The sequence below is a fragment of the Streptomyces sp. NPDC018610 genome, from assembly GCF_044391765.1.
Classification (GTDB): domain Bacteria; phylum Actinomycetota; class Actinomycetes; order Streptomycetales; family Streptomycetaceae; genus Streptomyces.
In genome coordinates this window covers 1-24,251 of sequence record NZ_JBISAL010000007.1, presented here as the reverse complement: position 1 = coordinate 24,251, position 24,251 = coordinate 1, and the positions used below count along the sequence as shown (strand labels likewise).

The 24,251-nt window shown below is 73.2% G+C and carries 24 protein-coding genes; 9 read left to right on the top strand and 15 right to left on the bottom strand.

Annotated features, from left to right (window positions below):
- The first annotated feature begins 132 nt into the window (after positions 1–132).
- Complete coding sequence (locus tag ACH5A8_RS18700; RefSeq protein WP_399003256.1) at positions 133–525, top strand: STAS domain-containing protein; 393 nt, start codon at positions 133–135, stop codon at positions 523–525.
- On the opposite strand, the gene ACH5A8_RS18695 is transcribed toward ACH5A8_RS18700, so the two are convergent.
- Positions 409–1,425: a sigma-70 family RNA polymerase sigma factor gene (locus ACH5A8_RS18695; RefSeq protein WP_399003254.1), complete on the bottom strand. Its 1,017-nt coding sequence runs from the start codon at positions 1,423–1,425 to the stop codon at positions 409–411. The genes ACH5A8_RS18700 and ACH5A8_RS18695 overlap by 117 nt on opposite strands.
- A 237-nt stretch (positions 1,426–1,662) precedes the next feature.
- Positions 1,663–2,988 carry an MFS transporter gene (locus ACH5A8_RS18690; RefSeq protein ID WP_399003252.1) on the bottom strand — a complete coding sequence of 442 codons (1,326 nt, stop codon included), beginning with the start codon at positions 2,986–2,988 and terminating at the stop codon, positions 1,663–1,665.
- 63 nt (positions 2,989–3,051) lie between these two features.
- Between ACH5A8_RS18690 and ACH5A8_RS18685 the strand changes: the two genes are divergently transcribed.
- Positions 3,052–4,023 carry a LysR substrate-binding domain-containing protein gene (locus ACH5A8_RS18685; RefSeq protein WP_399003250.1) on the top strand — a complete coding sequence of 324 codons (972 nt, stop codon included), beginning with the start codon at positions 3,052–3,054 and terminating at the stop codon, positions 4,021–4,023.
- 4 nt (positions 4,024–4,027) lie between these two features.
- Here the strand turns inward: ACH5A8_RS18685 and ACH5A8_RS18680 are convergent, their stop codons facing one another.
- Positions 4,028–4,789: an alpha/beta hydrolase gene (locus ACH5A8_RS18680; RefSeq protein ID WP_399003248.1), complete on the bottom strand. Its 762-nt coding sequence runs from the start codon at positions 4,787–4,789 to the stop codon at positions 4,028–4,030.
- A gap of 158 nt (positions 4,790–4,947) precedes the next feature.
- On the opposite strand from ACH5A8_RS18680, the gene ACH5A8_RS18675 reads away from it, so the two are divergent.
- Both ACH5A8_RS18675 and ACH5A8_RS18670 read left to right on the top strand, forming a co-directional pair.
- A complete protein-coding gene (locus ACH5A8_RS18675; protein ID WP_399003246.1) occupies positions 4,948–6,111 on the top strand; it encodes an adenosine deaminase in 1,164 nt (387 codons plus the stop codon).
- A 128-nt stretch (positions 6,112–6,239) separates the two neighbouring features.
- The gene (locus ACH5A8_RS18670; RefSeq protein ID WP_399003244.1) at positions 6,240–6,584 is read left to right on the top strand and encodes an ATP-binding protein; all 345 of its coding nucleotides are present in this window, start codon (positions 6,240–6,242) and stop codon (positions 6,582–6,584) included.
- Between the two features lie 76 nt (positions 6,585–6,660).
- Here ACH5A8_RS18670 and ACH5A8_RS18665 read toward each other — a convergent pair whose 3' ends face one another.
- The 5 genes from ACH5A8_RS18665 to afsQ1 form a co-directional block, all read right to left on the bottom strand.
- Positions 6,661–6,864, bottom strand: a complete 204-nt coding sequence (locus ACH5A8_RS18665; protein ID WP_399003242.1) for a PspC domain-containing protein — start codon at positions 6,862–6,864, stop codon at positions 6,661–6,663.
- 59 nt (positions 6,865–6,923) lie between these two features.
- Entirely contained in the window at positions 6,924–7,505 is a 582-nt protein-coding gene (locus ACH5A8_RS18660; RefSeq protein WP_399003241.1) for a VanZ family protein, read from the bottom strand.
- 185 nt (positions 7,506–7,690) lie between these two features.
- Positions 7,691–8,365 (bottom strand): hypothetical protein, encoded by a 675-nt coding sequence (locus tag ACH5A8_RS18655; RefSeq protein WP_399003239.1) that lies wholly within the window; start codon positions 8,363–8,365, stop codon positions 7,691–7,693.
- Positions 8,362–10,002, bottom strand: a complete 1,641-nt coding sequence (locus ACH5A8_RS18650) for an ATP-binding protein (RefSeq protein ID WP_399003237.1) — start codon at positions 10,000–10,002, stop codon at positions 8,362–8,364. The genes ACH5A8_RS18655 and ACH5A8_RS18650 overlap by 4 nt, the downstream gene beginning before the upstream one ends.
- On the bottom strand, positions 9,999–10,676 hold the full coding sequence (gene afsQ1 / locus ACH5A8_RS18645; RefSeq protein ID WP_399003235.1) for a two-component system response regulator AfsQ1: 678 nt from the start codon (positions 10,674–10,676) through the stop codon (positions 9,999–10,001). The genes ACH5A8_RS18650 and afsQ1 overlap by 4 nt, the downstream gene beginning before the upstream one ends.
- 192 nt (positions 10,677–10,868) lie before the next feature.
- On the opposite strand from afsQ1, the gene ACH5A8_RS18640 reads away from it, so the two are divergent.
- A complete protein-coding gene (locus ACH5A8_RS18640) occupies positions 10,869–11,609 on the top strand; it encodes a SigE family RNA polymerase sigma factor (RefSeq protein WP_399003233.1) in 741 nt (246 codons plus the stop codon).
- Between the two features lie 241 nt (positions 11,610–11,850).
- On the opposite strand, the gene ACH5A8_RS18635 is transcribed toward ACH5A8_RS18640, so the two are convergent.
- On the bottom strand, positions 11,851–12,486 hold the full coding sequence (locus ACH5A8_RS18635) for a uridine kinase (RefSeq protein WP_399003231.1): 636 nt from the start codon (positions 12,484–12,486) through the stop codon (positions 11,851–11,853).
- A gap of 127 nt (positions 12,487–12,613) precedes the next feature.
- Between ACH5A8_RS18635 and ACH5A8_RS18630 the strand changes: the two genes are divergently transcribed.
- Positions 12,614–13,012: a hypothetical protein gene (locus ACH5A8_RS18630; RefSeq protein ID WP_399003230.1), complete on the top strand. Its 399-nt coding sequence runs from the start codon at positions 12,614–12,616 to the stop codon at positions 13,010–13,012.
- A 102-nt stretch (positions 13,013–13,114) separates the two neighbouring features.
- Here ACH5A8_RS18630 and ACH5A8_RS18625 read toward each other — a convergent pair whose 3' ends face one another.
- Genes ACH5A8_RS18625 through deoC form a run of 3 tightly spaced genes read right to left on the bottom strand, consistent with a single transcriptional unit; the run spans position 13,115 to position 16,417 of the window.
- A complete protein-coding gene (locus ACH5A8_RS18625; protein WP_399003228.1) occupies positions 13,115–14,023 on the bottom strand; it encodes an aldehyde dehydrogenase family protein in 909 nt (302 codons plus the stop codon).
- On the bottom strand, positions 14,016–15,452 hold the full coding sequence (locus ACH5A8_RS18620; RefSeq protein WP_399003226.1) for an aldehyde dehydrogenase family protein: 1,437 nt from the start codon (positions 15,450–15,452) through the stop codon (positions 14,016–14,018). Before ACH5A8_RS18620 ends, ACH5A8_RS18625 begins: the two co-directional genes overlap by 8 nt.
- A gap of 5 nt (positions 15,453–15,457) precedes the next feature.
- A complete protein-coding gene (gene deoC / locus ACH5A8_RS18615) occupies positions 15,458–16,417 on the bottom strand; it encodes a deoxyribose-phosphate aldolase (protein ID WP_399003224.1) in 960 nt (319 codons plus the stop codon).
- A 335-nt stretch (positions 16,418–16,752) separates the two neighbouring features.
- On the opposite strand from deoC, the gene ACH5A8_RS18610 reads away from it, so the two are divergent.
- Positions 16,753–17,439: a PH domain-containing protein gene (locus ACH5A8_RS18610; RefSeq protein ID WP_399003222.1), complete on the top strand. Its 687-nt coding sequence runs from the start codon at positions 16,753–16,755 to the stop codon at positions 17,437–17,439.
- A 278-nt stretch (positions 17,440–17,717) separates the two neighbouring features.
- Here the strand turns inward: ACH5A8_RS18610 and ACH5A8_RS18605 are convergent, their stop codons facing one another.
- From ACH5A8_RS18605 to ACH5A8_RS18595, 3 genes are all read right to left on the bottom strand, one after another.
- Positions 17,718–19,370: a phospho-sugar mutase gene (locus ACH5A8_RS18605; RefSeq protein WP_399003220.1), complete on the bottom strand. Its 1,653-nt coding sequence runs from the start codon at positions 19,368–19,370 to the stop codon at positions 17,718–17,720.
- 358 nt (positions 19,371–19,728) lie between these two features.
- Complete coding sequence (locus tag ACH5A8_RS18600) at positions 19,729–20,553, bottom strand: purine-nucleoside phosphorylase (protein ID WP_399003218.1); 825 nt, start codon at positions 20,551–20,553, stop codon at positions 19,729–19,731.
- A 103-nt stretch (positions 20,554–20,656) separates the two neighbouring features.
- Entirely contained in the window at positions 20,657–21,094 is a 438-nt protein-coding gene (locus tag ACH5A8_RS18595; protein ID WP_399003216.1) for a gamma-glutamylcyclotransferase, read from the bottom strand.
- 130 nt (positions 21,095–21,224) lie between these two features.
- Between ACH5A8_RS18595 and ACH5A8_RS18590 the strand changes: the two genes are divergently transcribed.
- Both ACH5A8_RS18590 and ACH5A8_RS18585 read left to right on the top strand, forming a co-directional pair.
- The gene (locus ACH5A8_RS18590; RefSeq protein WP_399003214.1) at positions 21,225–22,673 is read left to right on the top strand and encodes an NAD(P)H-quinone dehydrogenase; all 1,449 of its coding nucleotides are present in this window, start codon (positions 21,225–21,227) and stop codon (positions 22,671–22,673) included.
- Positions 22,674–23,011: 338 nt separating this feature from the next.
- Entirely contained in the window at positions 23,012–23,944 is a 933-nt protein-coding gene (locus tag ACH5A8_RS18585; protein ID WP_399003212.1) for a DeoR family transcriptional regulator, read from the top strand.
- Positions 23,945–24,251 lie beyond the last annotated feature (307 nt).

Below are 24,251 nucleotides of genomic sequence, written 5' to 3'. Positions count from 1 at the left end.
CGAGAGGGCCGTCGGGTATCCGGGGCGGTGCTGATCCATGGGGCATGCAGTCACCCTCCGGGGAGGGCGGCCGGCGGGTCAACGTGATCTCCGCCCCGTCCCGCCTCCGACGACCCCTCACCGCCCGCCCCGATGAGTTACGGCCCACCCGGCGGTCTGCAGATCGTGGACGCCAGGAGACCCGCCCCGCCCGTGCTCGTGCTCGCCGGCCCCGTCACCCGGGAGGAGGTGAGGGGGCTGTGCGACGACGTGCGGCGGCTGCTGGCCGCGACCCGTGCCCGGGTCGTGGTGTGCGACGTCGGCGGGCTGGGGCCACCCGGTCTCGGCGCCGTGGAGCTGCTGGCGCGGTTGCGGCTCGCCGCCCGGCGGGCCGGGGGAGGGATACGGCTGCGCGATCCCGACCCGGCCCTACTGGGCCTGCTCGACCTGGTCGGCCTCCCCTTCCAGGTGGAGGGGAAGCCCGAACAGCGGGAACCACCGGCCCGTGTCCAGGAAGCAGTGGAACCCGGCGATCCGCCCCTCTGATATCTCCAGCACCTGCACCGCCCACGGCGTGAAGCCGCCCTTGTCCGGGTCCGGCTTGTAATGGGCGAAGCCGGGCAGGCCGTTGGCGCGCACCGGCAGCAGCCGGGAGTCCGCGCAGGAGGCGCCCAGGGTCGACATGAAGCCGGTGATGTCGGCCGGCCCGGTCAGCCACAGGTCGAACGGCGGCATCGTCATGACCGCGTCCTCGTGCAGCAGCGCGGTCAGCGCCGTCATGTCGTATCCCTCGAAGGCCCGCACATAGCGCTCCAGGAGGCGCTGCTGCTCCTCGTCCAGCGGGTCGGACACCTCCGCGCGGGCTCCCTGTCCCTCCCGCTCGGCGAGCGTGGCCCGCGCGCGCTGGAGGGCGCTGTTGACCGAGGCGACCGTGGTGCCGAGCAGTTCGGCGACCTCGCTCGCCTTCCAGGCCAGCACCTCGCGCAGGATCAGCACCGCCCGCTGCCTGGGCGGCAGCTGCTGGAGCGCGGCCATGAAGGCGAGCCGCACCGACTCCTTGGCGACCGCGGCCTGCGCCGGGTCGTCGACCGTCGGCAGCACCCGGCCGTCGGGCATCGGCTCCAGCCAGGTGCTGTCCGGACGGGGCGCCAGAGCGGCCTGGGCCAGCGGCGTCGACTCGGTCAGGTCCATCGGCCGCGCCCGCTTGTTGCCCGCGGAGAGCAGGTCCAGGCACACGTTGGTCGCGATCCGGTACAGCCAGGACCGCAGGCTGGAGCGGCCCTCGAACTTGTCGTGGCTGCGCCAGGCGCGGACCAGCGTGTCCTGGACCGCGTCCTCCGCCTCGAAGGACGAGCCCAGCATGCGGTAGCAGTACCCGGTCAGCTCGACCCGGTACCTCTCCAGCTCCCTGCCGAGATCGGTCGCCGTCGCCGTACCGTCGCCCATCGTCGTCCACCCGCCCCTGTGGCCGCTGTGTCCTGGACGCGTCGTCGCGCCCAGCACTTCGAAAAGCTAGCGCAGGCCACTGACAACGGCCTTCGGAGCGGACGGATCAGCAGGTCACAGGCGTGTGCGGACCGCACTCACACCGGTGTCCGCGCGCCTTCACGCACGCGGACACCGACGCCCCGGCAGGCACGCCCTTCCCTCACCCGGACACCGGCGTCCGGTGCGTGCCGCCGCTCACGCGGACACCGGCGTCCGGCGCGCCGCCACGCGGGCCGCCCGGGACCCGAGGACCGTGATCGCCACCACGCCCAGCACCGCCAGCAGCCCCACGGCGACCGTCCCCGACCAGCCCTGGGCGTGGAAGGCGGTCGCGCCGACCGTGCTGCCCACGCTGGAGCCGATGTAGTACGCCGACTGGTAGAGGGCGGAGGCCTGCGCCCGGCCGCGGGTCGCCGTCCGGCTGACCGCCGAGGAGGCCACCGCGTGACCGGCGAAGAAGCCCGCCGTGATCAGGACCAGGCCCAGCAGCACCGGAACGACCGAGTCCAGCAGGGACAGCAGCAGCCCCGCCGCCGTCGTCGCGCCCGCCAGGTACAGGGCGCCCCTGCGGCCCAGCCGGCCCACCAGCCGCCCCGCCGTCGACGCCGACACCGTGCCCACCAGGTACACCAGGAAGATCGAGCCGACGATGCCCTGCGGCAGCGAGAAGGGCGCCTCGGTCAGGCGGTAGCCGATCACCGTGTAGACGCCGCCGAACACCGTCATGAACAGCGCGCCGATCGCGTACAGGCGGCGCAGCAGCGGGTTCGACAGATGGTCGCGAACCGTGCCGGCCAGCACGCGCGGGCGCAGCGACCCCGGCGTGAAGTGCCTCGGCGCCGGCAGCAGCATCCGGAACGCGACCGCGCACAGCACCGCCACCACGCCGACGACCCCGACGGCGACCCGCCAGCCCCACTCCTGAGCGACCCAGCCGGTGACCACCCGGCCGCTCATCCCGCCCACGCTGTTGCCGGCCACGAACAGGCCGATCGCCGTGACCAGGGCCTTGGGCCTGACCTCCTCCGCGAGATACGCCTGCGCCGAGGCCGGCAGCCCCGCCAGCGCCGCGCCCTGCAGCGCCCGCAGCACCACCAGCGCGCCCAGCGACGGCGCGAACGGCACCAGCAGTCCGACCACCACCGCGACCGCGAGCGAGGCCGTCATCACCGTACGGCGGCCGAAACGTTCCGACAGCGCGCTCATCGGCAGCACGAACAGCGCCAGACCACCGGTCGCCGCCGCCACGGTCCAGCTCGCCTCGCTCGCCGCGACCCCGTACTCGCCGGAGATCAGCGGCAGCAGCGCCTGCGTGGAGTACAGCAGCGCGAAGGTCGCGACGCCGGCGAGGAAGAGGGCGAGGCTCATCCGGCGGTAGCCGGGGCCACCCGGCGTCATCCGGGTGTCGGCGGCCTCGGGGACCGAGGGCGCGCCGACGGCGGCGGGCGCGGGGGCGGGAGCGGCGGGGGCTTCCGGCACGGCGTCCACGACGGCGGACGCCCCGGTATCGGCGGGAGACATACGTCGACCGTAGGAAGGCGGCCCGTCATCCGTCCAATGCACGGACTCGACATAATCGTTCCCATGGTGCATCAGCCGAGGTCACGGGTCCGTCTGTCACCGTCCGGTGACACAGAAGTCATCGAAACGAACAGTGAGGAGATCGCCCTGCTGCTCGCGCCGCGCCTCGCCCACTTCGCCGGCGTCGCCCGCACCGAGCACGTCACCCGGGCCGCGCAGGAGATGCGGGTCCCGCAGTCCACCCTGTCGCGCGCCATGGTCCGGCTCGAACAGGACCTCGGCGTCGACCTCTTCGCCCGCCGGGGCCGCACCGTCGCCCTCACCCCCGCCGGCCGCACCTTCCTCGCCTCCGTCGAACGCGCCCTCGCCGAGATCGAACGCGCCGCCGAGGAGGTGCGCGCCGACGCCGACCCGGCCACCGGCAAGGTCGCCTTCGGTTTCCTGCACACCATGGGCGCCGAGACCGTGCCCGGCCTCATCCACGCCTTCCGCGCCGACCACCCCCGCGTCCGCTTCAGCCTCGTGCAGAACTACGGCGAGGCCATGCTGGAGCGGCTGCGCGCCGGCGAGCTGGACCTCTGCCTCACCTCGCCCGTCCCGGACGCCCCCGACCTCGTCGCGCGCCGCCTGGACGAGCAGAAGCTGCGCCTGGTCGTCCCCGCCGACCACCGCCTCGCCGCCCGCCGGCGGATCCGCCTCGCCGAGGCCGCCGACGAGGCGTTCGTGACCCTGGAGCCCGGCTACGGGCTGCGCCGGATCACCGACGACCTGTGCCGCGCGGCCGGCTTCACGCCGCGGATCGCCTTCGAGGGCGAGGAGGCGGAGACCCTGCGGGGCCTGGTGGCGGCCGGCCTCGGCGTCGCCCTGCTGCCGCCCCCGGCCGTGCCCCGCCCGGGGGTGGCCGAACTGACGGTCACCGCCCCGCGCGCGGCCCGCGAGATCGGCGTGGCCTGGCTGGAGGGCCACCCGGACACGCCCCCGGTGGCCGCCTTCAAGAAGTTCCTGCTCTCCCGCCGCGGCCGCCTCCTGCCGTGACGGGCTACCAGCTCAGCGACGCGCCGAACCCCGCCGCCAGCGGCATCCGCAGGCCCAGCGGCGGCGGCGCGGCCAGCGCGTCCCGCACCGGCCGGGCGAACGCCCGCCCGAACAGGGTCCCCATCATGAAGTCCGCGGCGAGCGCGGTGACTTCGTCGCGGTACTGGCGCAGCCCGTGCCCGTCGGCGTGGACCTCGAACCGGCACACCTCGCGGTTCGCCTTCTTCGCCCGCTCCGCGAACCGGAAGGACAGCTCGGGGTCGGTGCGCGCGTCGTTGGTGCCGTGCACGATGAGCACCTGGCGCCCGGCGAGCTGCTTCACCGGTTCGGGGGAGGCGGCGACGTCGTCCTCGGGCAGCCAGGGGGCGATCGCCACCACCGAGTTGACGGCCTCGTGGCCGCCCGCGCGCAGCGCCGCCCGGCCGCCCATGTCCAGACCTGCCAGGCACACCGGGACGTCGCCGTAGCGCCGCAGGACCTCCTCCACCGCCCAGGTGGCGTCGCGGGCGAGGTGCGCGTCGCCGCCGTTCCAGCCGCGATAGCGGTAGTGCACCACGTGCGCCGCCAGGCCCTCCCCGCGGCCCGCGCGGGCCAGCCTGCGCCCCAGCGCGCGCACGGAGGCGTTCGCGAGCAGGCTGGACGGTCTGCGGCCGGACACCTCCTGGCCGCCCGGGAGCAGCAGCACCGCTCCGCTCACCGCCGTCGGCTCCTGGCCGAGCGTCCTCCCCAGCCGGGCCGTGCGAACCGGCGTCGCTTGCTGTGCCATGACAGAACAGTGTCAGAAGCGCCGGTGTACGCCACCCGTCCGTGCGGTCACCGTTGCATATCGACGATTCCGCCGGCCGGGCCCGGGATGTGAACGGACCCTGTTCCGCGCGTCTCCGGTACGGCGCTTTCTACGCGCGTAGGAGTTAGAGTGCGGAAATGACGAGCCAGACCGCCCGACAGGGAAACACACCGAGCTCGGACCAGATCCTCCGGGCGCCCAAGGTTCTCCTGCACGACCACCTCGACGGCGGACTCCGCCCCGCCACCGTCGTCGAACTCGCCCACGAAGCCGGCTACGGCGAACTGCCCGACACCGACCCGGACAAGCTCGGCCTGTGGTTCCGCGAGGCCGCCGACTCCGGATCCCTGGAACGCTATCTGGAGACCTTCTCCCACACCGTGGCCGTCATGCAGACCCGCGACGCGCTCGTCCGGGTCGCCCGCGAGGCGACCGAGGACCTCGCCCGGGACGGCGTCGTCTACGCCGAGATCCGCTACGCCCCCGAGCAGCACCTGACGGCCGGGCTGGCCCTGGAGGACGTCGTCGAGGCGGTCGACGAGGGCTTCCGGCAGGGGGAGCGGCTCGCCCTCGCCGCCGGCCGGCGCATCCGCGTCGGCGCCCTGCTCACCGCCATGCGGCACGCGGCCCGCTCCCTGGAGATCGCCGAACTCGCCGACCGGTACCGGGACTCGGGCGTCGTCGGCTTCGACATCGCGGGCGCCGAGGCCGGTTACCCGCCCACCCGGCACCTGGACGCCTTCGAGTTCCTGAAGCGGGCCAACAACCACTTCACCATCCACGCCGGCGAGGCCTTCGGACTGCCCTCCATCTGGCAGGCGCTGCAGTGGTGCGGCGCCGACCGGCTCGGGCACGGGGTGCGCATCATCGACGACATCACCGTCCGCGAGGACGGCACGGTCGAACTCGGGCGGCTGGCCTCCTACGTCCGCGACAAGCGCGTCCCGCTGGAGCTGTGCCCCAGCTCCAACCTCCAGACCGGGGCGGCGGCCTCCTACGCCGAACACCCGATCGGGCTGCTGCGCCGGCTCCATTTCCGCGCCACGGTCAACACGGACAATCGTCTTATGTCCCACACGAGTATGAGCCGGGAATTCGAGCACCTTGTCGACGCGTTCGGTTACACGCTCGACGACCTGCAGTGGTTCACTGTCAACGGCATGAAGTCGGCGTTCATTCCTTTCGATGAACGTCTGGCGATGATCAATGATGTGATCAAGCCCGGATATGCGACGCTGAAATCCGAATGGCTGTTTACCCGGACCGTTCCGACCAGCGGGTCCTCAGCATTCGAGGGATGATCGGTAATCGAGGGGGGCGCGACCGCCTTCACATTCCGTCCGCATTTCCGTGTTTGCGGCCGGCGGCCGGGCGTGTTTACGGTCGAGAACCGCTCAGTTCCCCGTCTTCCAGTCAAGGACGCGTTTTCATGAAGCAGTCTGCCGCCAAGACCCTCGGTGTCGCCGCTCTCGGTGCCGCTTTCGCCGCCGCCGGCGCGGGCGCCGCGAACGCCGCGCCGGCCGTCCCGGACGCCGGCCAGGCGCTGGGCGCCGTGGCCAAGGAGCTCCCGACGGGGAACGTCGCCCAGCTGCCGGCGGCCGGCCGGGCGCTGGACCAGGCCGAGGCCGTGCTCGGCTCGGGGCTCACCGCCCAGCCCGCCGCCGGCGACCTCCAGCGCGGCCCCGTCCAGTCGGCCACCCGGCTGCTGGGCGGCATGCCGGTGCAGAGCATGCCCACCAACGGCGTGCAGGTGAACGGCTTCCCGCTGGGCTGATCCGGCCCCGACGCCGGCACGCCGCCGGGGCGCACCCTCGCTTCAGGGTGCGCCCCGGCGGCGTTCACGCCTCGGGCTACCAGGCCGTACGGGCGGCCTTGTCCTGCGAGGGCAGCAGGATCCACAGCGCGAGGTAGACCAGGAACTGCGGGCCCGGCAGCAGGCACGAGGCCAGGAAGATCACCCGCATCGTCGTCGCGGAGGTGCCGAAGCGCCGAGCCAGCGCGGCGCACACTCCGCCGATCACGCGGCCGTGGGTGGGGCGGGCAAGGGCGTTCATCGTGATGCCTCCGTCAGTGGTGCGGGGCCTCCCCGTCGGTGACCCGTCCGACCTCCACGTTACGGAGACGAAGGGGGCAAAACGTCACTCCAGGGAGCGATGCCGACCCTGGGAATCGTCGGGGTCCGACCCTGAGCCTGCTCCTCCTGGCGTACGGCCGTGCCCTCCCGCGACCCGGCCCTGCGGCGGAGCCGGGAGCGGACGGCGGGGACGGCCGCGAGGTGCACGAGGGCGACCCCCAGCGTGTTCAGGAGCAGCGTGTCGACGTCCACGACCCGGCCCGGCACGCCCGTCTGCAACAGGGCGATCGCCAGCGAGACCATGGCGCCCGCGGCGACGGTGCGGGCCAGGGAGGCGAGGGTCGAGGCGCCCGGTCGCCCGTGCGCCAGCGGCAGCAGCACGCCCAGCGGCGCCAGCAGGGCGAGATCCTCGCCGAGCCGCCGGACGGCCTCGGCCCCGCCCAGCGCCAGATCGGCGCGGACGGTGGCGAACGGACGCAGATTGGCCGGCATGACCCAGGGCACGTCCAGCGGACGCAGCATCAGCCAGGCGACGAACGCGAGATGGGCGACGAGGAGGACACCCCCTGTCACGCGGACGCGGAACACGGCGCTGCCGCCGACGGAGCCTTGACGCTGCACGCCCCCCAAGACGCGCCTTCCCGCGCGCGCGGTTCCGGGACGGCCCGCCCGCCCCGATGAGGCACGCACCACACCGGGCCGTCACCCCACCCGCGACCACGACCGCGCGGCCCGCGACGACCGACCGTCCGGCAGCACCCGGACGCCGGGTCGCCCGCTCACCCGGTCGCCCGGTCGCGTCAGACCTAGTCGGCGGTCGCCTCCGTCGACGGCGGCTCGGTGGTGCCGGGCCTCGACCGCAGCTCGTCCGTGCACTCGTAGCGGCGCACGACGCCGGCGGGACCGCCGAGGACGACCGAGCCGTCGCCCTCCGCCGCAGCCGAGTCGGACAGCGTGCAGACGATCTGCGCGAGCGCGTACGCGGACAGGGCGGCCGGGGCGGTGCCCAGCCGCAGCGTGTCCCCGGGGTCCTTCGGGCGCGGCCCGGTGACGGACAGGCCGTGCGGGACGTGCGTCGTGTACCCGGCCGCCTTCTCGCTCGGCGACGGCGGGGCGGCGAGCTGCTCCAGCAGCCCCTGCGCCACGATCACCCGCCGCCGCGCGTCCGCCGTGCCCTCCGGCACCCGCACCACGCGGTCCACGGTGACCAGCGACGACCCGCACAGCAGGAACACCTGAACCGGAACTCCGCGCGAGGTCTGCGTGGCCTGGTCGGGCTGGGTCAGCGAGCAGGGCACCCGCGAGGGCGCGCCGCCGAAGTCGGTGGGCACCTCGGTGGGGCGGATCCCGCACCCGGCCAGGAGCAGGGCCAGCGCGGGCAGCGCCAGCAGCGCGCGACGGCGCGCACCGCGTCCGGGGCCGCGCACACCGCGTCCGGTTCCGGGTACGTCTCCACGCCCGCGCTCGTCTCGTACCGTCATCGGGCGCCCCCCTTCGAGCCCTCGTCCGCGCCGCCGTCCTTCGCCCGGCCGCTGCCGCCGCGGCCACGGACGTCGCCCTCGTCCCCGGCCGGGTCCTCGGTGAGCGCGGAGGCGTCCCGGGGCAGCCGCAGGGTGAAGACCGCGCCGCCGTCGGGCGAGTTGGCGGCGGATATGTCACCGCCGTGGATGTGGGCGTTGTTCAGGGCGATCGACAGGCCCAGACCGCTGCCCTCGGAGCGCGGCCGGGAGGCGCTCGCCTTGTAGAACCGGTCGAAGACGTGCGGCAGCACGTCTTCGGGGATGCCGGGGCCGTGGTCGCGCACCTGGATGACCATCTGCGCCGACTCCGGCGTCTCACCGCCCTCCTCGCGCACCGAGACCCGTACCGGCGAGCCGCCGTGCTTGAGGGCGTTGCCGATGAGGTTGGCGAGGATGACGTCGAGGCGGCGCGGGTCGAGGCGGGCGTGGATGCCGCGTTCGGCGTCCAGCTCCACCGCGTCCAGCCAGGCCCGGGCGTCGATGCAGGCGGTGATCTGGTCGGCGATGTCGACGTCGTCCAGGACCAGCCGGGCCGTGCCCGCGTCGAAGCGGGTGACCTCCATCAGGTTCTCGACCAGGTCGTTGAGCCGCCGGGTCTCGCTGACGACGAGCCGCACCGCGGGCTCGATCATCGGATCGAAACCGCCGCCCTCGAACTCCAGCTCCTCCTCCAGCACCTCCGTGACGGCGGTGATGGCGGTCAGCGGCGTACGCAGCTCATGGCTCATGTCGGCGACGAACCGCCGGGACGCCTCGTCGCGGGCCGCCATGTCGGCGACCCGTTTCTCCAGCGCCTCCGCCGCGTTGTTGAACGTCCGCGACAGATCCGCGAGTTCGTCCGTGCCGGACACCCTGAGCCGGGTGTCGAGCCGGCCCTCGCCGAGCCGGCGCGCCGCGACGCCGAGCCGGTGCACCGGCTTCAGCACGGTCGTGGCCGCGGCCTGCGCGAGCAGCGCCGCCCCGACCAGGGCCAGCGCGGTGGCCACACCCAGCGACCAGGCCAGCGAGTTGAGGTCCTTGGCCTCCGGCTCCAGCGACTTGAGCATGTAACCGGTCGGGCCGCCCCCGATGATCCGCGTGCCCGCCACCAGATACGGCGTGCCGTGCTCGGTGACCCGCTGCCAGTACAGGTGGTACGCCGACTTGTCGGACGAGTCGCCCGTGTGCTCCTTGTTCACCGCGGTGCGCAGCGACTCGGGCACGTCCTCCAGCGCGAAACCGCTCAGGCCGCCCGAATTGCCGTACAGGGCGCGGCCGTCGGCGTCCTGGCCGACCAGCAGCACGCTGAACCGCTGGCTGCTGTTGGCCATCTGCCCGGCCGTGCGCTGCAACTGGTCCTGCGTCTGGTGCACCGGCAGCGCGCCCGCCCGGTTGCGCATCTCCTGCTGGAAGTCGCGCAGCACCGCGTCCTGGGTGCGGGTGAGCACCGCCTCGCGGTTGAGCCAGTACGCGATCCCGGACGCCGACACCGCCGCGGTCAGCGCCACCAGCGCGAAGACGACGACGAGCCGCAGCCGCAGACTCGTGAAGCGCAGTCCGGACAGTGTCTTCCCACGCCCCGCGAACCAGCCGCGGAGCCCCCCTCGCCCCTGTGTCACTGAGGCGCGTCCAGGCGGTAGCCGACCCCGCGCACCGTACGGATCAGCGTCGGGGACGACGGGACGTCCTCGACCTTGGCGCGCAGCCGCTGCACACAGGCGTCCACCAGCCGCGAGTCACCGAGGTAGTCGTGCTCCCACACCAGCCGCAGCAACTGCTGCCGGGACAGCGCCTGCCCCGGCCGCCGGCTCAGCTCCAGCAGCAGCCGCAGCTCGGTCGGGGTCAGCTGGAGGTCGTCGCCGTTCTTCGTCACCGTCATCGCCGAACGGTCGATGACCAGGCTCCCGAACGTCGCCGAGTCCGTCGACTCCCGCTCACCGCGCCGCAGCACGGCCCGGATCCGGGCGTCCAGCACCCGCCCCTGCACCGGCTTGACGACGTAGTCGTCAGCACCGGACTCCAGGCCCACCACCACGTCGATGTCATCGCTGCGCGCGGTCAGCAGGATGATCGGCAGCTGGTCCGTGCGCCGGATGCGGCGGCACACCTCGAAGCCGTCGATGCCGGGCAGCATCACGTCCAGGACGATGAGGTCCGGCCGCTGCTCGCGCAACAGCTTCAGACCGTCCTCGCCGCTGGCAGCGGTGGCCACCCGGTGTCCCTGGCGCGTCAGTGAGAGCTCCAGGGCCGTCCGGATGGCGTCGTCGTCCTCGATCAGCAACAGGGAAGGCACGAGCTTCATTCTGGCCCATCCGGGGCCGGTGTTTCGACACCCCCACGGCCGCCTCCTCGCCGAGGGACGCCCGGGGCGCTGTGACAGGTCTGTGACAGTCGGCGGACACGGCCATGAAGTGGCGGCGGAAAGATTCTCGGCACAGGCAAGGAAGCAGGACGGACACCGGAACTCCACGACGGGGGGCGCGAGATGAACACGCTGCACAGCAACAGCACCAGCGCAGTGGTCACGCGTCTGCACGACGTGACCCGGGGTCCGGAGAAGTCCGGCGCCCAGACGAGCGTGCGGGGGTGCGCTCGGGGCGCCGGGCGTCAGCACACCGCCTACATGGCGGTGGTCGACGCCGGCCCGGGGGAGCCGCACGGGGCGAGCGCGTACGGGGAGGACACGGGGGAGCGGCGCACCCGGTCGGAGGCGGAGTTCACCGCCTACGTCCAGGAGCGCCGGGCCTCCCTGTACGCGACCGCCTACCACCTGACCGGCGACCGCTTCGAGGCCGAGGACCTGCTGCAGAGCGCGCTGTTCTCGACGTACCGGGCGTGGGACCGGATCAGCGACAAGGCGGCCGTCGGCGGATACCTCCGCCGCACCATGACCAACCTGCACATCAGCGCCTGGCGGCGCCGCAAGCTCAACGAGTACCCGACCGAGGAACTGCCGGAGACGCCCGGCGACACGGACGCCATGCGCGGCACCGAGCTGCGCGCCGTCCTGTGGCAGGCGCTGGCCCGGCTGCCCGAACTCCAGCGCACCATGCTGGTCCTGCGCTACTACGAGGGCCGCACCGACCCGGAGATCGCGGACATCCTCGGCATCAGCGTCGGCACGGTGAAGTCCAGCATCTGGCGCTCGCTGCGCCGGCTGCGCGAGGACGAGGTCCTCAGCTTCGGCCGTGACCAGGAGGAGTCCTTCGGCGAGCTCGTCGCCTGAGAGAGCCGGAGGTACGGGGGGAAGAACGGGGGAGCGGTACCGGGGGAGCCCACGGGGGAATGTGGGGGAAAGGTACCGGGGGGCCCACGGGGGAATGTGGGGAAGCGCCACCACGGGAGATGTGGGGGAGCACCGAAGGAGCGGGACCGGACGGCTGGGGGGCCGTCCGGTCCCGCTCCGCGTGCGCGGCGGCCGGCGCCCGCGGTACGGCGCGGCCGGCGGGTGCGGGCGCCGTACGCCCTCAGGCGGCCGTGCGGGCCTGGGGCTGCCGGCCCGCCGCGGCGGCGGCCAGCCGGCCCAGCGCCTCGTCCCGGTCGCAGGCGTGGGCGCCCAGGGCGACCTGCCGGGTGACGATCGACCGTTCGGTGCGCATCAGCCGCCAGCCGCGGCGCAGCAGGAACGGCACCGACTTGCGGCCCTCCTTCAGGTCCCGCAGGAAACGGCGGCGGAAGGTGGTCACCGGGCCGCGGGACAGGCACAGCGCGTCGGCCAGCACGCCCAGTTCACGGCAGCGGTCCACGATCTCGGCGGCGAAGATCCCCTCCGCGATGAACAGCGGCGTACGGCCGATGTGGAGCGTGTTCTCCCCGGTCCGGGCGCTGCGGGAGATGTCGTACACGGGCACGCCCGTGCTGCCCGTCGCGCACAGCCGGCTGATCGCCTCGACCGCGACGTCCGCGTCCCAGGAGGCGGGGTGGTCCCAGTCGATGTCCGAACTCCCCGCCACCAGCGGCAGCGTGGGGTCGTCGGCCTCCTTGTAGAAGTCGTCGAGGCGCAGCACGGGCAGCCCGGAACGGGCGGCGACCAGGGACTTGCCCGAGCCCGAGGGGCCGCAGAGCAGCACGACGCGGGCGGGTGACGGGGGATGAAGGCTCACGGAAGACCAGTTTGACGCATGGTGGCGCGCCTGCCGACCCCGCGGGTCCGCTTTGGAGCGTGGGCTGCGTCTCAACTACCCTGTGCGCTGATTCCGTTACCCAGAGCATTAGAAGGTGGCATCAGAAATGGCCCGACACGCCTCCACCCCCCACTCCACCGCACGGCGCGTCCTGTTCGCCGTCGCGACCGCCGGGGCCGCCCTGGGCGCGGGTGCGGCGACGGCCGCGGCCGCCACCGCTCCGGCCGCCCACGAGGCCCGCGGACCGGTCACCCGGGGCGAGTTGGACCCGCAGGCGGCGGCGCGGACGCTGACCGGCACCGTCCACCACGCCACCGGACCGGTCGCCGGCCTCAAGCCCAACCCGCTGGCGGGCACCGGCGTCGACCCGCTCGACAACGGCGTCACCACGCAGGTCGCCGACTTCCGGCAGGTCAGCTCCCGGCAGCTCACCGGGCCGGTGGCCGAGGCCCCGTCGGTCGGCGCGGTTCCCGTCGTCGACCGGGTGGCCGGGACGCTGCGCTGACGCACGCGCGGACACGGACCCACAGCGGAGAGCCGCGTCTCCCCCGGACGGAGGGGAGGCGCGGCTCTCGGTCCGCGGTACGGCTCCGGGCCTGCCGGCGGCTCAGTAGGAGGAGCCGGAGGCGCCCAGCGAGCCCGTCGGGTGCCAGACCGTCTTCGTCTCCAGGAACGCGGTGAGGCGCTCGGTGCCCGGCGTCGCGGCCCAGTCGTCCACAGGCTGTGGACGCAGGACGCGCTTCAGGTTGTCGGCCGCGGCGATCTCCAGCTCCTTCGCCAGCGTCTCGTCGGCGCCCGCGAGGTCGATCGCGTTGACGTCCTGGTGCGCGGCGAGCGGGGCGGCGATCTCCGCCGTACGGCCGGACAGGACGTTCACCACGCCGCCGGGCACGTCGGAGGTGGCCAGCACCTCGCCCAGGGACAGGGCGGGCAGCGGGGCCTTCTCGGAGGCGATGACGATCGCCGTGTTGCCGGTGGCGATCACCGGGGCCAGGACCGAGACCAGACCCAGGAACGACGACTCCTGCGGGGCCAGCACGGCGACCACGCCGGTCGGCTCCGGGGAGGAGAGGTTGAAGTACGGGCCCGCGACCGGGTTCGCGCCGCCGACCACCTGGGCGATCTTGTCGGTCCAGCCGGCGTACCAGACCCAGCGGTCGACGGTCGCGTCCACGACGGCCGCGGCCTTTGCCCGGGACAGGCCCTCCGCGTCGGCGACCTCGCGGGTGAACTGCTCGCGCCGGCCCTCCAGCATCTCCGCCACGCGGTACAGCACCTGGCCGCGGTTGTACGCGGTCGCGCCGGACCAGCCGCCGAACGCCTTTCGGGCGGCGACGACCGCGTCTCGGGCGTCCTTGCGGGACGAAAGGGGCGCGTTCGCCAGCCAGTTGTCCTTGGAGTCGGTCACCTCGTACACCCGGCCGCTCTCGGAACGCGGGAACTTCCCGCCGACGTACAGCTTGTAGGTCTTGAAGACCGACAGTCGGGGCTCGGTCTTCTCGGACTTCTCAGACATCGAGGTACGCCTCCAGGCCGTGGCGACCGCCCTCGCGGCCGAAGCCCGACTCCTTGTAACCGCCGAACGGCGAGGTCGGGTCGAACTTGTTGAACGTGTTGGACCAGATCACGCCCGCGCGCAGCTTGTTCGCGACGGCGAGGATCCGCGAGCCCTTCTCGGTCCAGATGCCGGCGCTCAGGCCGTACTGGGTGTTGTTGGCCTTCGCCACCGCCTCGTCGGGGGTGCGGAAGCTGAGCACCGACAGCACCGGGCCGAAGATCTCGTCCCGGGCGATGGTGTGCGCCTGGGTGACGCCCGTGAACAGCGTCGGCGCGAACCAGTAGCCGGACGCCGGCAGTTCGCAGACCGGGGACCAGCGCTCGGCGCCCTCGGCCTCGCCCTGGTCGGCCAGCGCGGTGATCCGGGCCAGCTGCTCGGCGGAGTTGATCGCGCCGATGTCGGTGTTCTTGTCCAGCGGGTCGCCCAGACGCAGGGTGGACAGGCGGCGCTTGAGGGCGTCCAGCAGCTCGTCCTGGACGGACTCCTGGACCAGGAGGCGGGAGCCCGCGCAGCAGACCTGGCCCTGGTTGAAGAAGATGCCGGTGACGATGCCCTCGACGGCCTGGTCGATCGGGGCGTCGTCGAAGACGATGTTCGCGCCCTTGCCGCCCAGTTCCAGGGTGAGCTTCTTGTTCGTGCCCGCGACCGTGCGGGCGATCTCCTTGCCCACGGCGGTGGAGCCGGTGAAGGCGACCTTGTTCACGTCCGGGTGCGCCACCAGCGCGGCGCCCGCGTCGCCGTAGCCCGGAAGGATGTTGACGACACCCTTCGGCAGGCCCGCCTGGCGGCAGATGTCCGCGAAGAACAGGGCGGACAGCGGGGTCGTCTCGGCGGGCTTGAGGACGACGGTGTTGCCCGTCGCCAGCGCCGGGGCGATCTTCCACGCCAGCATCAGCAGCGGGAAGTTCCACGGGATGACCTGGCCGGCCACGCCGAGGGGACGCGGGTTCGCCCCGAACCCGGCGTGGTCGAGCTTGTCCGCCCAGCCCGCGTAGTAGAAGAAGTGCGCCGCCACCAGGGGGAGGTCCGCGTCGCGGGTCTCCTTGATCGGCTTGCCGTTGTCCAGCGTCTCCAGGACGGCCAGCTCGCGGCTGCGCTCCTGGATGATGCGGGCGACGCGGAACAGGTACTTGGCGCGCTCGGAGCCGGGCAGCGCCGACCACTTCACGAACGCCTTGCGGGCGGCCCTGACGGCACGGTCGACGTCCTCGGCGCCGGCCTGCGCCACCTCGGAGAGGACCTCCTCGGTGGACGGCGAGACGGTCTTGAAGACCTTGCCGCCCGCGGCCTCGGTGAACTCACCGTCGATGAACAGGCCGTAGGAGGGGGCGATGTCGACGACCGAGCGGGACTCGGGCGCGGGTGCGTACTCGAATGCGGAAGCCATGGTGATCAGTCCACCGTCACGTAGTCGGGGCCGGAGTAGCGGCCGGTGGCCAGCTTCTGGCGCTGCATCAGGAGGTCGTTCAGCAGCGAGGAGGCGCCGAAGCGGAACCAGTGGTTGTCCAGCCAGTCCTCGCCCGCGGTCTCGTTGACCAGGACCAGGAACTTGATGGCGTCCTTGCTGGTGCGGATGCCGCCGGCCGGCTTCACGCCGACCTGGACGCCGGTCTGCGCCCGGAAGTCGCGCACGGCCTCCAGCATGAGCAGGGTGTTGGCGGGCGTCGCGTTGACGGCGACCTTGCCGGTGGAGGTCTTGATGAAGTCCGCCCCGGCGAGCATGCCGAGCCAGCTGGCGCGGCGGATGTTGTCGTACGTCGACAGCTCGCCGGTCTCGAAGATGACCTTCAGACGGGCGTCGGCGCCGCAGGCCTCCTTCACGGCGACGATCTCGTCGTACACCTTCAGGTACTTGCCCGCGAGGAACGCTCCGCGGTCGATGACCATGTCGATCTCGTCGGCGCCGGCGGCGACCGCGTCGCGCACGTCGGCCAGCTTCACGGCCGGCGCCGCGCGGCCCGCCGGGAAGGCGGTGGCGACCGAGGCGACCTTCACGCCGGAGCCGGCGACGGCCTCCTTGGCGGCGGCCACCATGTCGGGGTAGACGCAGACGGCGGCCGTGGTGGGCGTGGTGCGGTCCGTGGGGTCGGGATGCACCGCCTTGGCGCCGAGCGCCCGGACCTTGCCCGGGGTGTCCGCGCCTTCCAGCGTCGTCAGGTCGACCATCGAGATGGCGAGGTCGATGGCGTACGCCTTCGCGGTGGTCTTGATGGAACGGGTGCCGAGAGCGGCGGCGCGCGCCTCCAGGCCGACCGCGTCGACGCCGGGCAGCCCGTACAGGAAGCGACGCAGCGAGCTGTCGGACGACGTGACGTCGGCGAGAGCCGGTGCGGTGGGGGCAGTGGTGGGCATGGTCACCAGACGAGCATATCTACGCGCGTAGCGGCTGTACACCCCTGCGTGGGGGAGGGGGTGGATTTGGGGGGGTGGGGAGCAAGTCCGGCGGCGAGGGGAGCGCGCGGGACCGGGGGCGGAGGGCGAGGCCTGGGGGCGGGCGGTGCGGGGCGGTGCGGTGGGGGCGGGTGTGGTGGGTGGTGAGAAGTGCTGGTTGCGGTGGGTCGGGGTGGTGGGGGACGCGGTGTGGGGCGGTGCGACGCCGAGGGGCGCGGGGGCGGGAGCGGGGCTCCGGGGGGCGGTGCGCGGGGGGCGGGTTTGTGGTGCGGGGGACGGTGTGCAGAATCGGGACCATGACGACGCCCGAGCACGAGTCCCCCGCCCCCGAGTACAAGGACCGGACCAACCGGTCGACCGGCGGCATCGCGGGTGGGATCGTGCTGCTCGCCGTCGTCCTGTGGCTCGGCTTCGACGCCATGTTCACCGGTGACGGCCGCACCCCCTGGCTGGCGCTCGCCGGAATGATCCTCGTGGCGCCGTTCGTCGTCGCCTTCACGCTCCGTCCGGCCGTGTTCGTCAACCAGGACCGGCTGCGCCTGCGCAACCCGTTCCGCGTGATCGTCCTGCCGTGGGGACAGATCGCCGTCCTGCGCTCCGGGTATTCGAACGAGGTCATCACCAAGTCCGGCGACAAGTACCAGATGTGGGCCGTGCCGGTCTCCCTGCGGGCGCGCAAGCGGGCCGCCCGGCAGGAGGCGCGGGCCGCCACCGCCGGGGAGCGCGGTGTCGGCGGCGGTCGGGGGGCCATCGGCGGAGTGATCGGGCGCGGGAGCACCCGAGGGCTCAGCGGCGGAGGCTCGGCCGACGGGCCGATCCGCGCCGAGGGCGACCAGTTCATGGCCGATCTGCGCGAGCTCCAGGAGGCCCGCGAGAACGCGGAGAGCGCCCAGGGCGCGGTGTCGGTGCGGTGGGCCTACGAGATTCTCGGGCCCGCGCTGGCCGGGGCGCTTGTGATGATCGTTCTGCTGGTCGCCGGCTGAGCCGGGCCGTGGGTGCGGGCGTGCCCGGGCCTTCGCGCGGGGGCCCGCCCGCGGGCCCGGCCTGCTCCGTCGGCTGAGGCGCGGGGCGGACGCGTGTGCCGTCTCGCCTCGGTCCAGGTGTGAGGGCGGGGGCGGACTGTGCGCTGTCCCTCCCCGGGGCAGTGCGGGTCTCTCCTCGGCCGAGGTGCGAGGCCGGTGTGCCGTCCGTCCTCGGGTGCGCCGTCTGTCCTCCGGTGAGGTGTGGGGCGGGCGCCCGCGATGCGCCCGCCCCCGTTTCGTCAGATTCCCAGCGCCGTCGCCAGGTCTTCCTTGATCGCGGCCAGGAGCGCCGTCGCCTTCGCGTGCGCCCGCGGGAGGTCCGCGCGGGACGCCACCGGGACCACGACCTCCAGGTAGCACTTCAGCTTCGGCTCCGTGCCGGACGGGCGGACGATCACCCGGGCGCCGTCGAGCGTGTAGCGCAGTCCGTCGGTCGGCGGCAGCGTCTCCGTGCCCTGGGTCAGGTCCTCGGTCCGGGTGACGGCCAGGCCCGCCAGCGCGGTCGGGGGCTGCTCGCGCAGGCGGCGCATCGCGTCGGAGATCAGGGACAGGTCCTGGACCCGGACCGAGAGCTGGTCCGTGGCGTGCAGGCCGTGGTCCACGGCGAGGTCGTCGAGCAGGTCCAGGAGCGTACGGCCCTGCTCCTTGAGCTGCGAGGCCAGCTCCGTGATCAGCAGCGCCGCGGTGATGCCGTCCTTGTCGCGCACGCCCTGGGGGTCCACGCAGTAGCCGAGGGCCTCCTCGTAGCCGTAGCGCAGGCCCTCGACCCGGGCGATCCACTTGAAGCCGGTCAGGGTCTCCTCGTGCGGCAGGCCCGCCTCGGCGGCGATGCTGCCGAGGAGGGAGGAGGACACGATCGACTCCGCGAACGTGCCGCGCGCGCCGCGGGCGACCAGGTGGGCGGCGAGCAGCGCGCCGACCTCGTCGCCGCGGAGCATGCGCCAGTCCGCGCCGTCCTTGACCGCCACGGCGCAGCGGTCCGCGTCCGGGTCGTTGGCGACGATCAGGTCCGGGTCCGTCTCGCGGGCCCTGGCGAACGCCAGGTCCATCGCGCCGGGCTCCTCCGGGTTGGGGAACGCGACCGTCGGGAAGTCCGGGTCCGGCTCCGCCTGCTCGGCGACGAGGACCGGCTCCGGGAAGCCCGCGCGGGCGAAGGCGGCGAGGAGGGTGTCCTTTCCGACGCCGTGCATCGCCGTATAGACCGTGCGGGCGGTGCGGGGGGAACCCGGGGCGAGGACCGCGTCCGTACGGGCCAGGTAGGCGTCCAGGACGTCCTCGCCGAGGGTCTCCCAGCCGGAGTCCGGGCGGGGAACCGCGGTGAGGGTGGTGATCGCGTCGATCTCCGCCGCGATCTCCGCGTCGGCGGGCGGGACGATCTGGGAACCGTCGCCCAGATACACCTTGTAGCCGTTGTCGCGGGGCGGGTTGTGGCTGGCGGTGACCTCCACGCCGGCGACCGCGCCCAGGTGCCGGATCGCGAACGCGAGCACCGGGGTGGGCAGGGGGCGGGGGAGCACGGCCGCGCGCAGGCCGGCGCCGGTCATGACGGCGGCGGTGTCGCGGGCGAAGTCCGCCGACTTGTGGCGGGCGTCGTAGCCGATGACGACGAGGCCGGCCGTGTCCGTGCCGTCGCCGTGGGGGACGCCCTGCTTCTTCAGGTACGCGGCGAGGCCGGCCGCCGCGCGGATGACGACGGAGCGGTTCATGCGCAGGGGGCCGGCGCCGAGTTCGCCGCGGAGGCCGGCGGTGCCGAACTGGAGGGTGCCGGCGAAGCGGGCGGCGAGCTCCTCGGTGTCGCCTGCCTCGATGAGTTCGGCGAGTTCCGCGCGGGTGTCCGCGTCGGGGTCCTCGGCGAGCCATGCCTTGGCCCGTGCGATGAGGTCGTCGTGCACGATTGCGTCAGCCTCTCGTGTGGTGGGGGCGCCTGCGGTGCGGTGTGTGGTGGGGCTGTGTGCGGTGCGGCCCCTGCGGTGCGGTGCGGGCGCATGCGGTGCGCCGGGGGTCGGGGCCGTGGTGGTGCGTCCAGCCCGCCGCACACGGACGTACGGCCCTGAGTCGTGGTCGGTGGGGTAGGTGGGGACCGCAGTACGCGGCGGGCTTCGGACGCACCACCACGGCCCACTCCCGTCGTCTCGCGGCTGTCCGGGAGTGGGTGGTAGCGGTTCGTCCGGGGTACTGGCCGGCCCCCGGGGTGGGGACCGGTGCCCGGGGCGGGGCGCGGTCCGGCCCCGGGGTCCTGTCCTGTGGGGGCTACAGGCGTTCCAGGACCTGGGCCAGGAGGGCGCCCATGCGGGTGGCGCTGTCGCGGCCGGCCTGGAGGACTTCCTCGTGGTTGAGGGGCTCACCGGTCATGCCGGCGGCGAGGTTCGTCACCAGGGAGATGCCGAGGACCTCGGCGCCGGCCTCGCGGGCGGCGATGGCCTCCAGGACCGTGGACATGCCCACCAGGTCCGCGCCGATCACGCGGGCCATGCGGATCTCGGCCGGCGTCTCGTAGTGCGGGCCGGGGAACTGGGCGTAGACGCCCTCCTCCAGGCTGGCGTCGACCTCCTTGCACAGGGTGCGCAGGCGGGGGGAGTAGAGGTCGGTCAGGTCCACGAAGTTGGCGCCGACGATCGGGGAGGTCGCCGTCAGGTTGATGTGGTCGCTGATCAGGACCGGCTGGCCGGGGCGCATGCCCTCGCGCAGGCCGCCGCAGCCGTTGGTGAGGACGATCGTCTTGCAGCCGGCCGCGACGGCGGTGCGCACACCGTGGGCGACGGCGGCCACGCCGCGGCCCTCGTAGTAGTGGGTGCGGCCCAGGAACACCAGGGCGCGCTTGTTCCCGATGGTGTACGAGCGGACCTTGCCGCCGTGGCCCTCGACCGCCGGGGGCGGGAAGCCGGGCAGCTCGGTGACCTGGAACTCGGCGTCGGGGGCGCCCAGGGCGTCGACGGCCGGAGCCCAGCCGGAGCCCATCACGAGGGCGACGTCGTGGGTCTCCGCGCCGGTGAGTTCGCGCAGGCGCGCGGCGGCGGCGTCGGCGGCGGCGTAGGGATCGCCCTGGATGTCGTCCGGAAGAAGAGATGCGTTCACGCGGATGAGGGTAGCCGCTCTCGGCCTACGCGCGTAGATGACGGAGCTCACGGGAATGCGATCGTTGTCTTGTCGTTTCCGACAAAAGCCTCGCGCGAGTGAGTCAGCAGGGACGTTTGCGCAGTTCCATCACGTAGTCGTGGGGCGCTCCGGCCGATTCGGCGGCGTCCGCGATCTCGCCCAGGTAGCGGGCGGAGGGCAGGCCGCCCTCGTAGCCGTTGAGGACGTAGACCCAGGCCGGCTCCTCGCCGTCCAGGGTGTGCGCGCGCACGCGCATGCGCCGGTACACCTCGTTGCCGACGCCCTCCCAGCGGTCCAGGGACTCCTCGTCCATGGGCGCGATGTCGTAGAGCGCCACGAAGACCTGGGAGATCGGGTCCTCGACCAGGGTCGCGAGCGCGCCCTCCCAGCCCATGTGCTCGCCGCCGAAGGTCAGCCGCCAGCCGTTCAGCCAGCCCGTGGCGCGCAGCGGCGAGTGCGGGGCGCGGCGGGACATCAGCCGCGCGTCGAGATTGCCGGCGTACGCGGCGTAGAGCGACATGGAGCGAAGCGTACGGCAGGGAGCGGTATGTCACATCCGTGCCGGTGGGCGGCGCGGTGGCGCCCCGCCGACGCCCGGGCGAGGGGCGTCCGCCGCCCCGGGGCAGTGGCACGTTGAGGAGTGCGGGACAATGGAGTACGTGACTCGGATCGTGATCATCGGTGGCGGACCCGGCGGATACGAAGCGGCGCTGGTCGCCGCTCAGCTCGGCGCGGAGGTGACCGTCGTCGACTGCGACGGTCTGGGCGGAGCGTCGGTGCTGACCGACTGCGTGCCGTCGAAGACCCTTATCGCTACGGCCGAGGTGATGACCACCTTCGACTCCTCCTACGAGGAGCTGGGGATCATCGTCGCCGACGACACCCCGCCCCTGGAGCAGGCCGCCCGGGTGGTCGGCGTCGACCTGGGCAAGGTCAACCGGCGGGTGAAGCGCCTGGCGCTCGCGCAGTCGCACGACATCACGGCGTCCGTGACGCGCGCCGGCGCGCGGGTCATGCGCGGGCGCGGCCGGCTGGAGGGCATGCAGGCCCTCGACGGCTCGCGCAAGGTCGTCGTCACCACGGCCGACGGCAGCGAGGAGACGCTCACCGCGGACGCGGTGCTCATCGCCACCGGCGGTCACCCGCGTGAGCTGCCCGACGCCCAGCCCGACGGCGAGCGCATCCTCAACTGGACCCAGGTCTACGACCTCACCGAGCTGCCGGAAGAGTTGATCGTGGTCGGCTCCGGCGTCACCGGCGCCGAGTTCGCCGGCGCCTACCAGGCGCTCGGCTCGCGGGTCACGCTGGTGTCCTCCCGCGACCGCGTGCTGCCCGGCGAGGACCCGGACGCCGCCGCCGTCCTGGAGGACGTCTTCCGGCGCCGCGGCATGAACGTCATGGCGCGTTCGCGTGCCGCGGCGGCCAAGCGGGTCGGCGACCGAGTCGAGGTGACGCTGGCCGACGGGCGCGTCATCACCGGCTCGCACTGCCTCATGGCCGTCGGCGCCGTCCCCAACAGCGCCGGGCTCGGCCTGGAGGAGGCCGGTGTCAAGCTGCGCGAGTCCGGTCACATCTGGACCGACAAGGTGTCACGGACGACCGCTCCGGGCGTGTACGCGGCCGGTGACGTGACCGGAGTGTTCGCACTCGCGTCGGTGGCGGCGATGCAGGGGCGCATCGCCATGTACCACTTCCTCGGCGACGCGGTGGCGCCGCTGAACCTCAAGACGGTCTCCTCCAACGTCTTCACCGACCCGGAGATCGCCACCGTCGGCTACAGCCAGGCCGACGTCGACGCCGGCAAGATCGACGCCCGCTGCGTGAAGCTGCCGCTGCTGCGCAACCCGCGCGCGAAGATGCAGGGCATCCGGGACGGCTTCGTCAAGATCTTCTGCCGTCCGGGCACGGGCATCGTGGTCGGCGGTGTGGTCGTGGCGCCGCGCGCCTCGGAACTGATCCACCCCATCTCGATCGCCGTCGACAACAATCTGACGGTCGAGCAGATCGCGAACGCCTTCACCGTGTACCCGTCTCTTTCGGGCTCGATCGCCGAGGTGGCCCGCCAGCTGCACGGCCGGAAGGCCACGGGCGAGGCGTAGGCGGCCGGGCGGCGGGTGGCCGTCGCGCGGCGGCCGGGTGGTCTGTTCGGTGCCCGGCGGCCCGGTGGTCTGCCCGGTGAGTGGGCGATCCGCCGGGCGGGCGGGTGGCCCGGTCTCGCGGCCTGCCGTGCCGCGGATGTCGGCCCGGTGGGCGGTGGCGTCCGGTGGGTGTGCCGGTCATGCGTGCGGCATAGGCGGGGTGACTAGGTCCTATACCACCTGGTGCCCTGCCATGCGAACAACTTCTGTTATTCGGCGCAAACTGCTGAAAGCAGACGGTCGCTGGGGTTACTGTCAGTTTCGTGTTCGCTGCTGAACGTCGCCAATTGATCCTCGAAATGGTGCGAGCCAACGGTGCGGTCTCGCTCCGTGAACTCGCCCGCGTCGTCCAGACCTCCGAAGTGACCGTACGGCGGGACGTGCGCGCGCTGGAGGCAGAAGGACTCCTCGACCGCCGACACGGCGGTGCGGTACTTCCCGGCGGGTTCACGCGGGAGTCGGGCTTCCCGCAGAAGTCGCATCTCGCGACCGCGGAGAAGACGGCCATCGCCGACCTCGCCGCGGGCCTCGTCGAAGAGGGCGAGGCCATCGTCGTCGGGGCGGGTACGACCACGCAGGAGCTGGCGCGACGGCTCGCCCGGGTACCCGGGCTGACCGTCGTCACCAACTCCCTCCTGGTCGCCCAGGCCCTCGCCCACGCCAACCGCGTGGAGGTCGTGATGACCGGCGGCACGCTGCGCGGCTCCAACTACGCCCTCGTCGGGTCGGGAGCCGAGCAGTCGCTGCAGGGGCTGCGGGTGTCGAAGGCCTTCCTCTCGGGGAGCGGCCTCACCGCCGAGCGGGGCCTGTCCACGTCCAACATGCTGTCGGCCTCGGTGGACCGGGCCCTGGTCCAGGCCGCCGCGGAGGTCGTGGTCCTCGCCGACCACGGCAAGCTCGGCGCGGACACGATGTTCCAGACCGTCCCGACCGACCTCATCACCCGTCTGGTGACGGACGAGCCCCCGGTCCACGACGACCGCGCGGGCACCGAGCTCCAGGCCCTGGCCGACCAGGGCGTCCAGATCGCCGTGGCCGGCTCCTCGGGACACCCGGTGGGCGACCAGCCCCCGGGGCGCGGTGAGCGCCGCCGCGACGTGCCCCTGCCTGGTCCGCGCCGCGGACAGGTCCCGGGCGGGCCGGCCACGCCCCTGCGCTCCGCCTCGCTCAACGGAGCCGACCAGACGGGACCCGAACGGGCCGCCCGGGTCGCGGATCTGCGGCGGCGGTGAGCGCGGGGCCCGGGGGCCGGTGAGGCGCGTCTGTGCCGGAGGCGCGGCGGGATGCGTGGCGGACGCCGTCCTGATGCGCGCCGGGCGGCTGTGCCGGCGCAAAGAAGCGCCGGGGGAGCCGGGGCGAGCGAGCCGGTGGTTCCCGGGGAACGAAACGAGGCGCCCGGCCGATCGCTGTCGCGGTCGGCCGGGCGCCCGGTCGTTTCAGGTGCGGTGTGTCAGTCCTTGATCTCGCAGATGGGGGCGCCGGAGGTGAGGGAGGCGCCGACTTCGGCGGTGAGGCCCTTGATGGTGCCGTTCTTGTGGG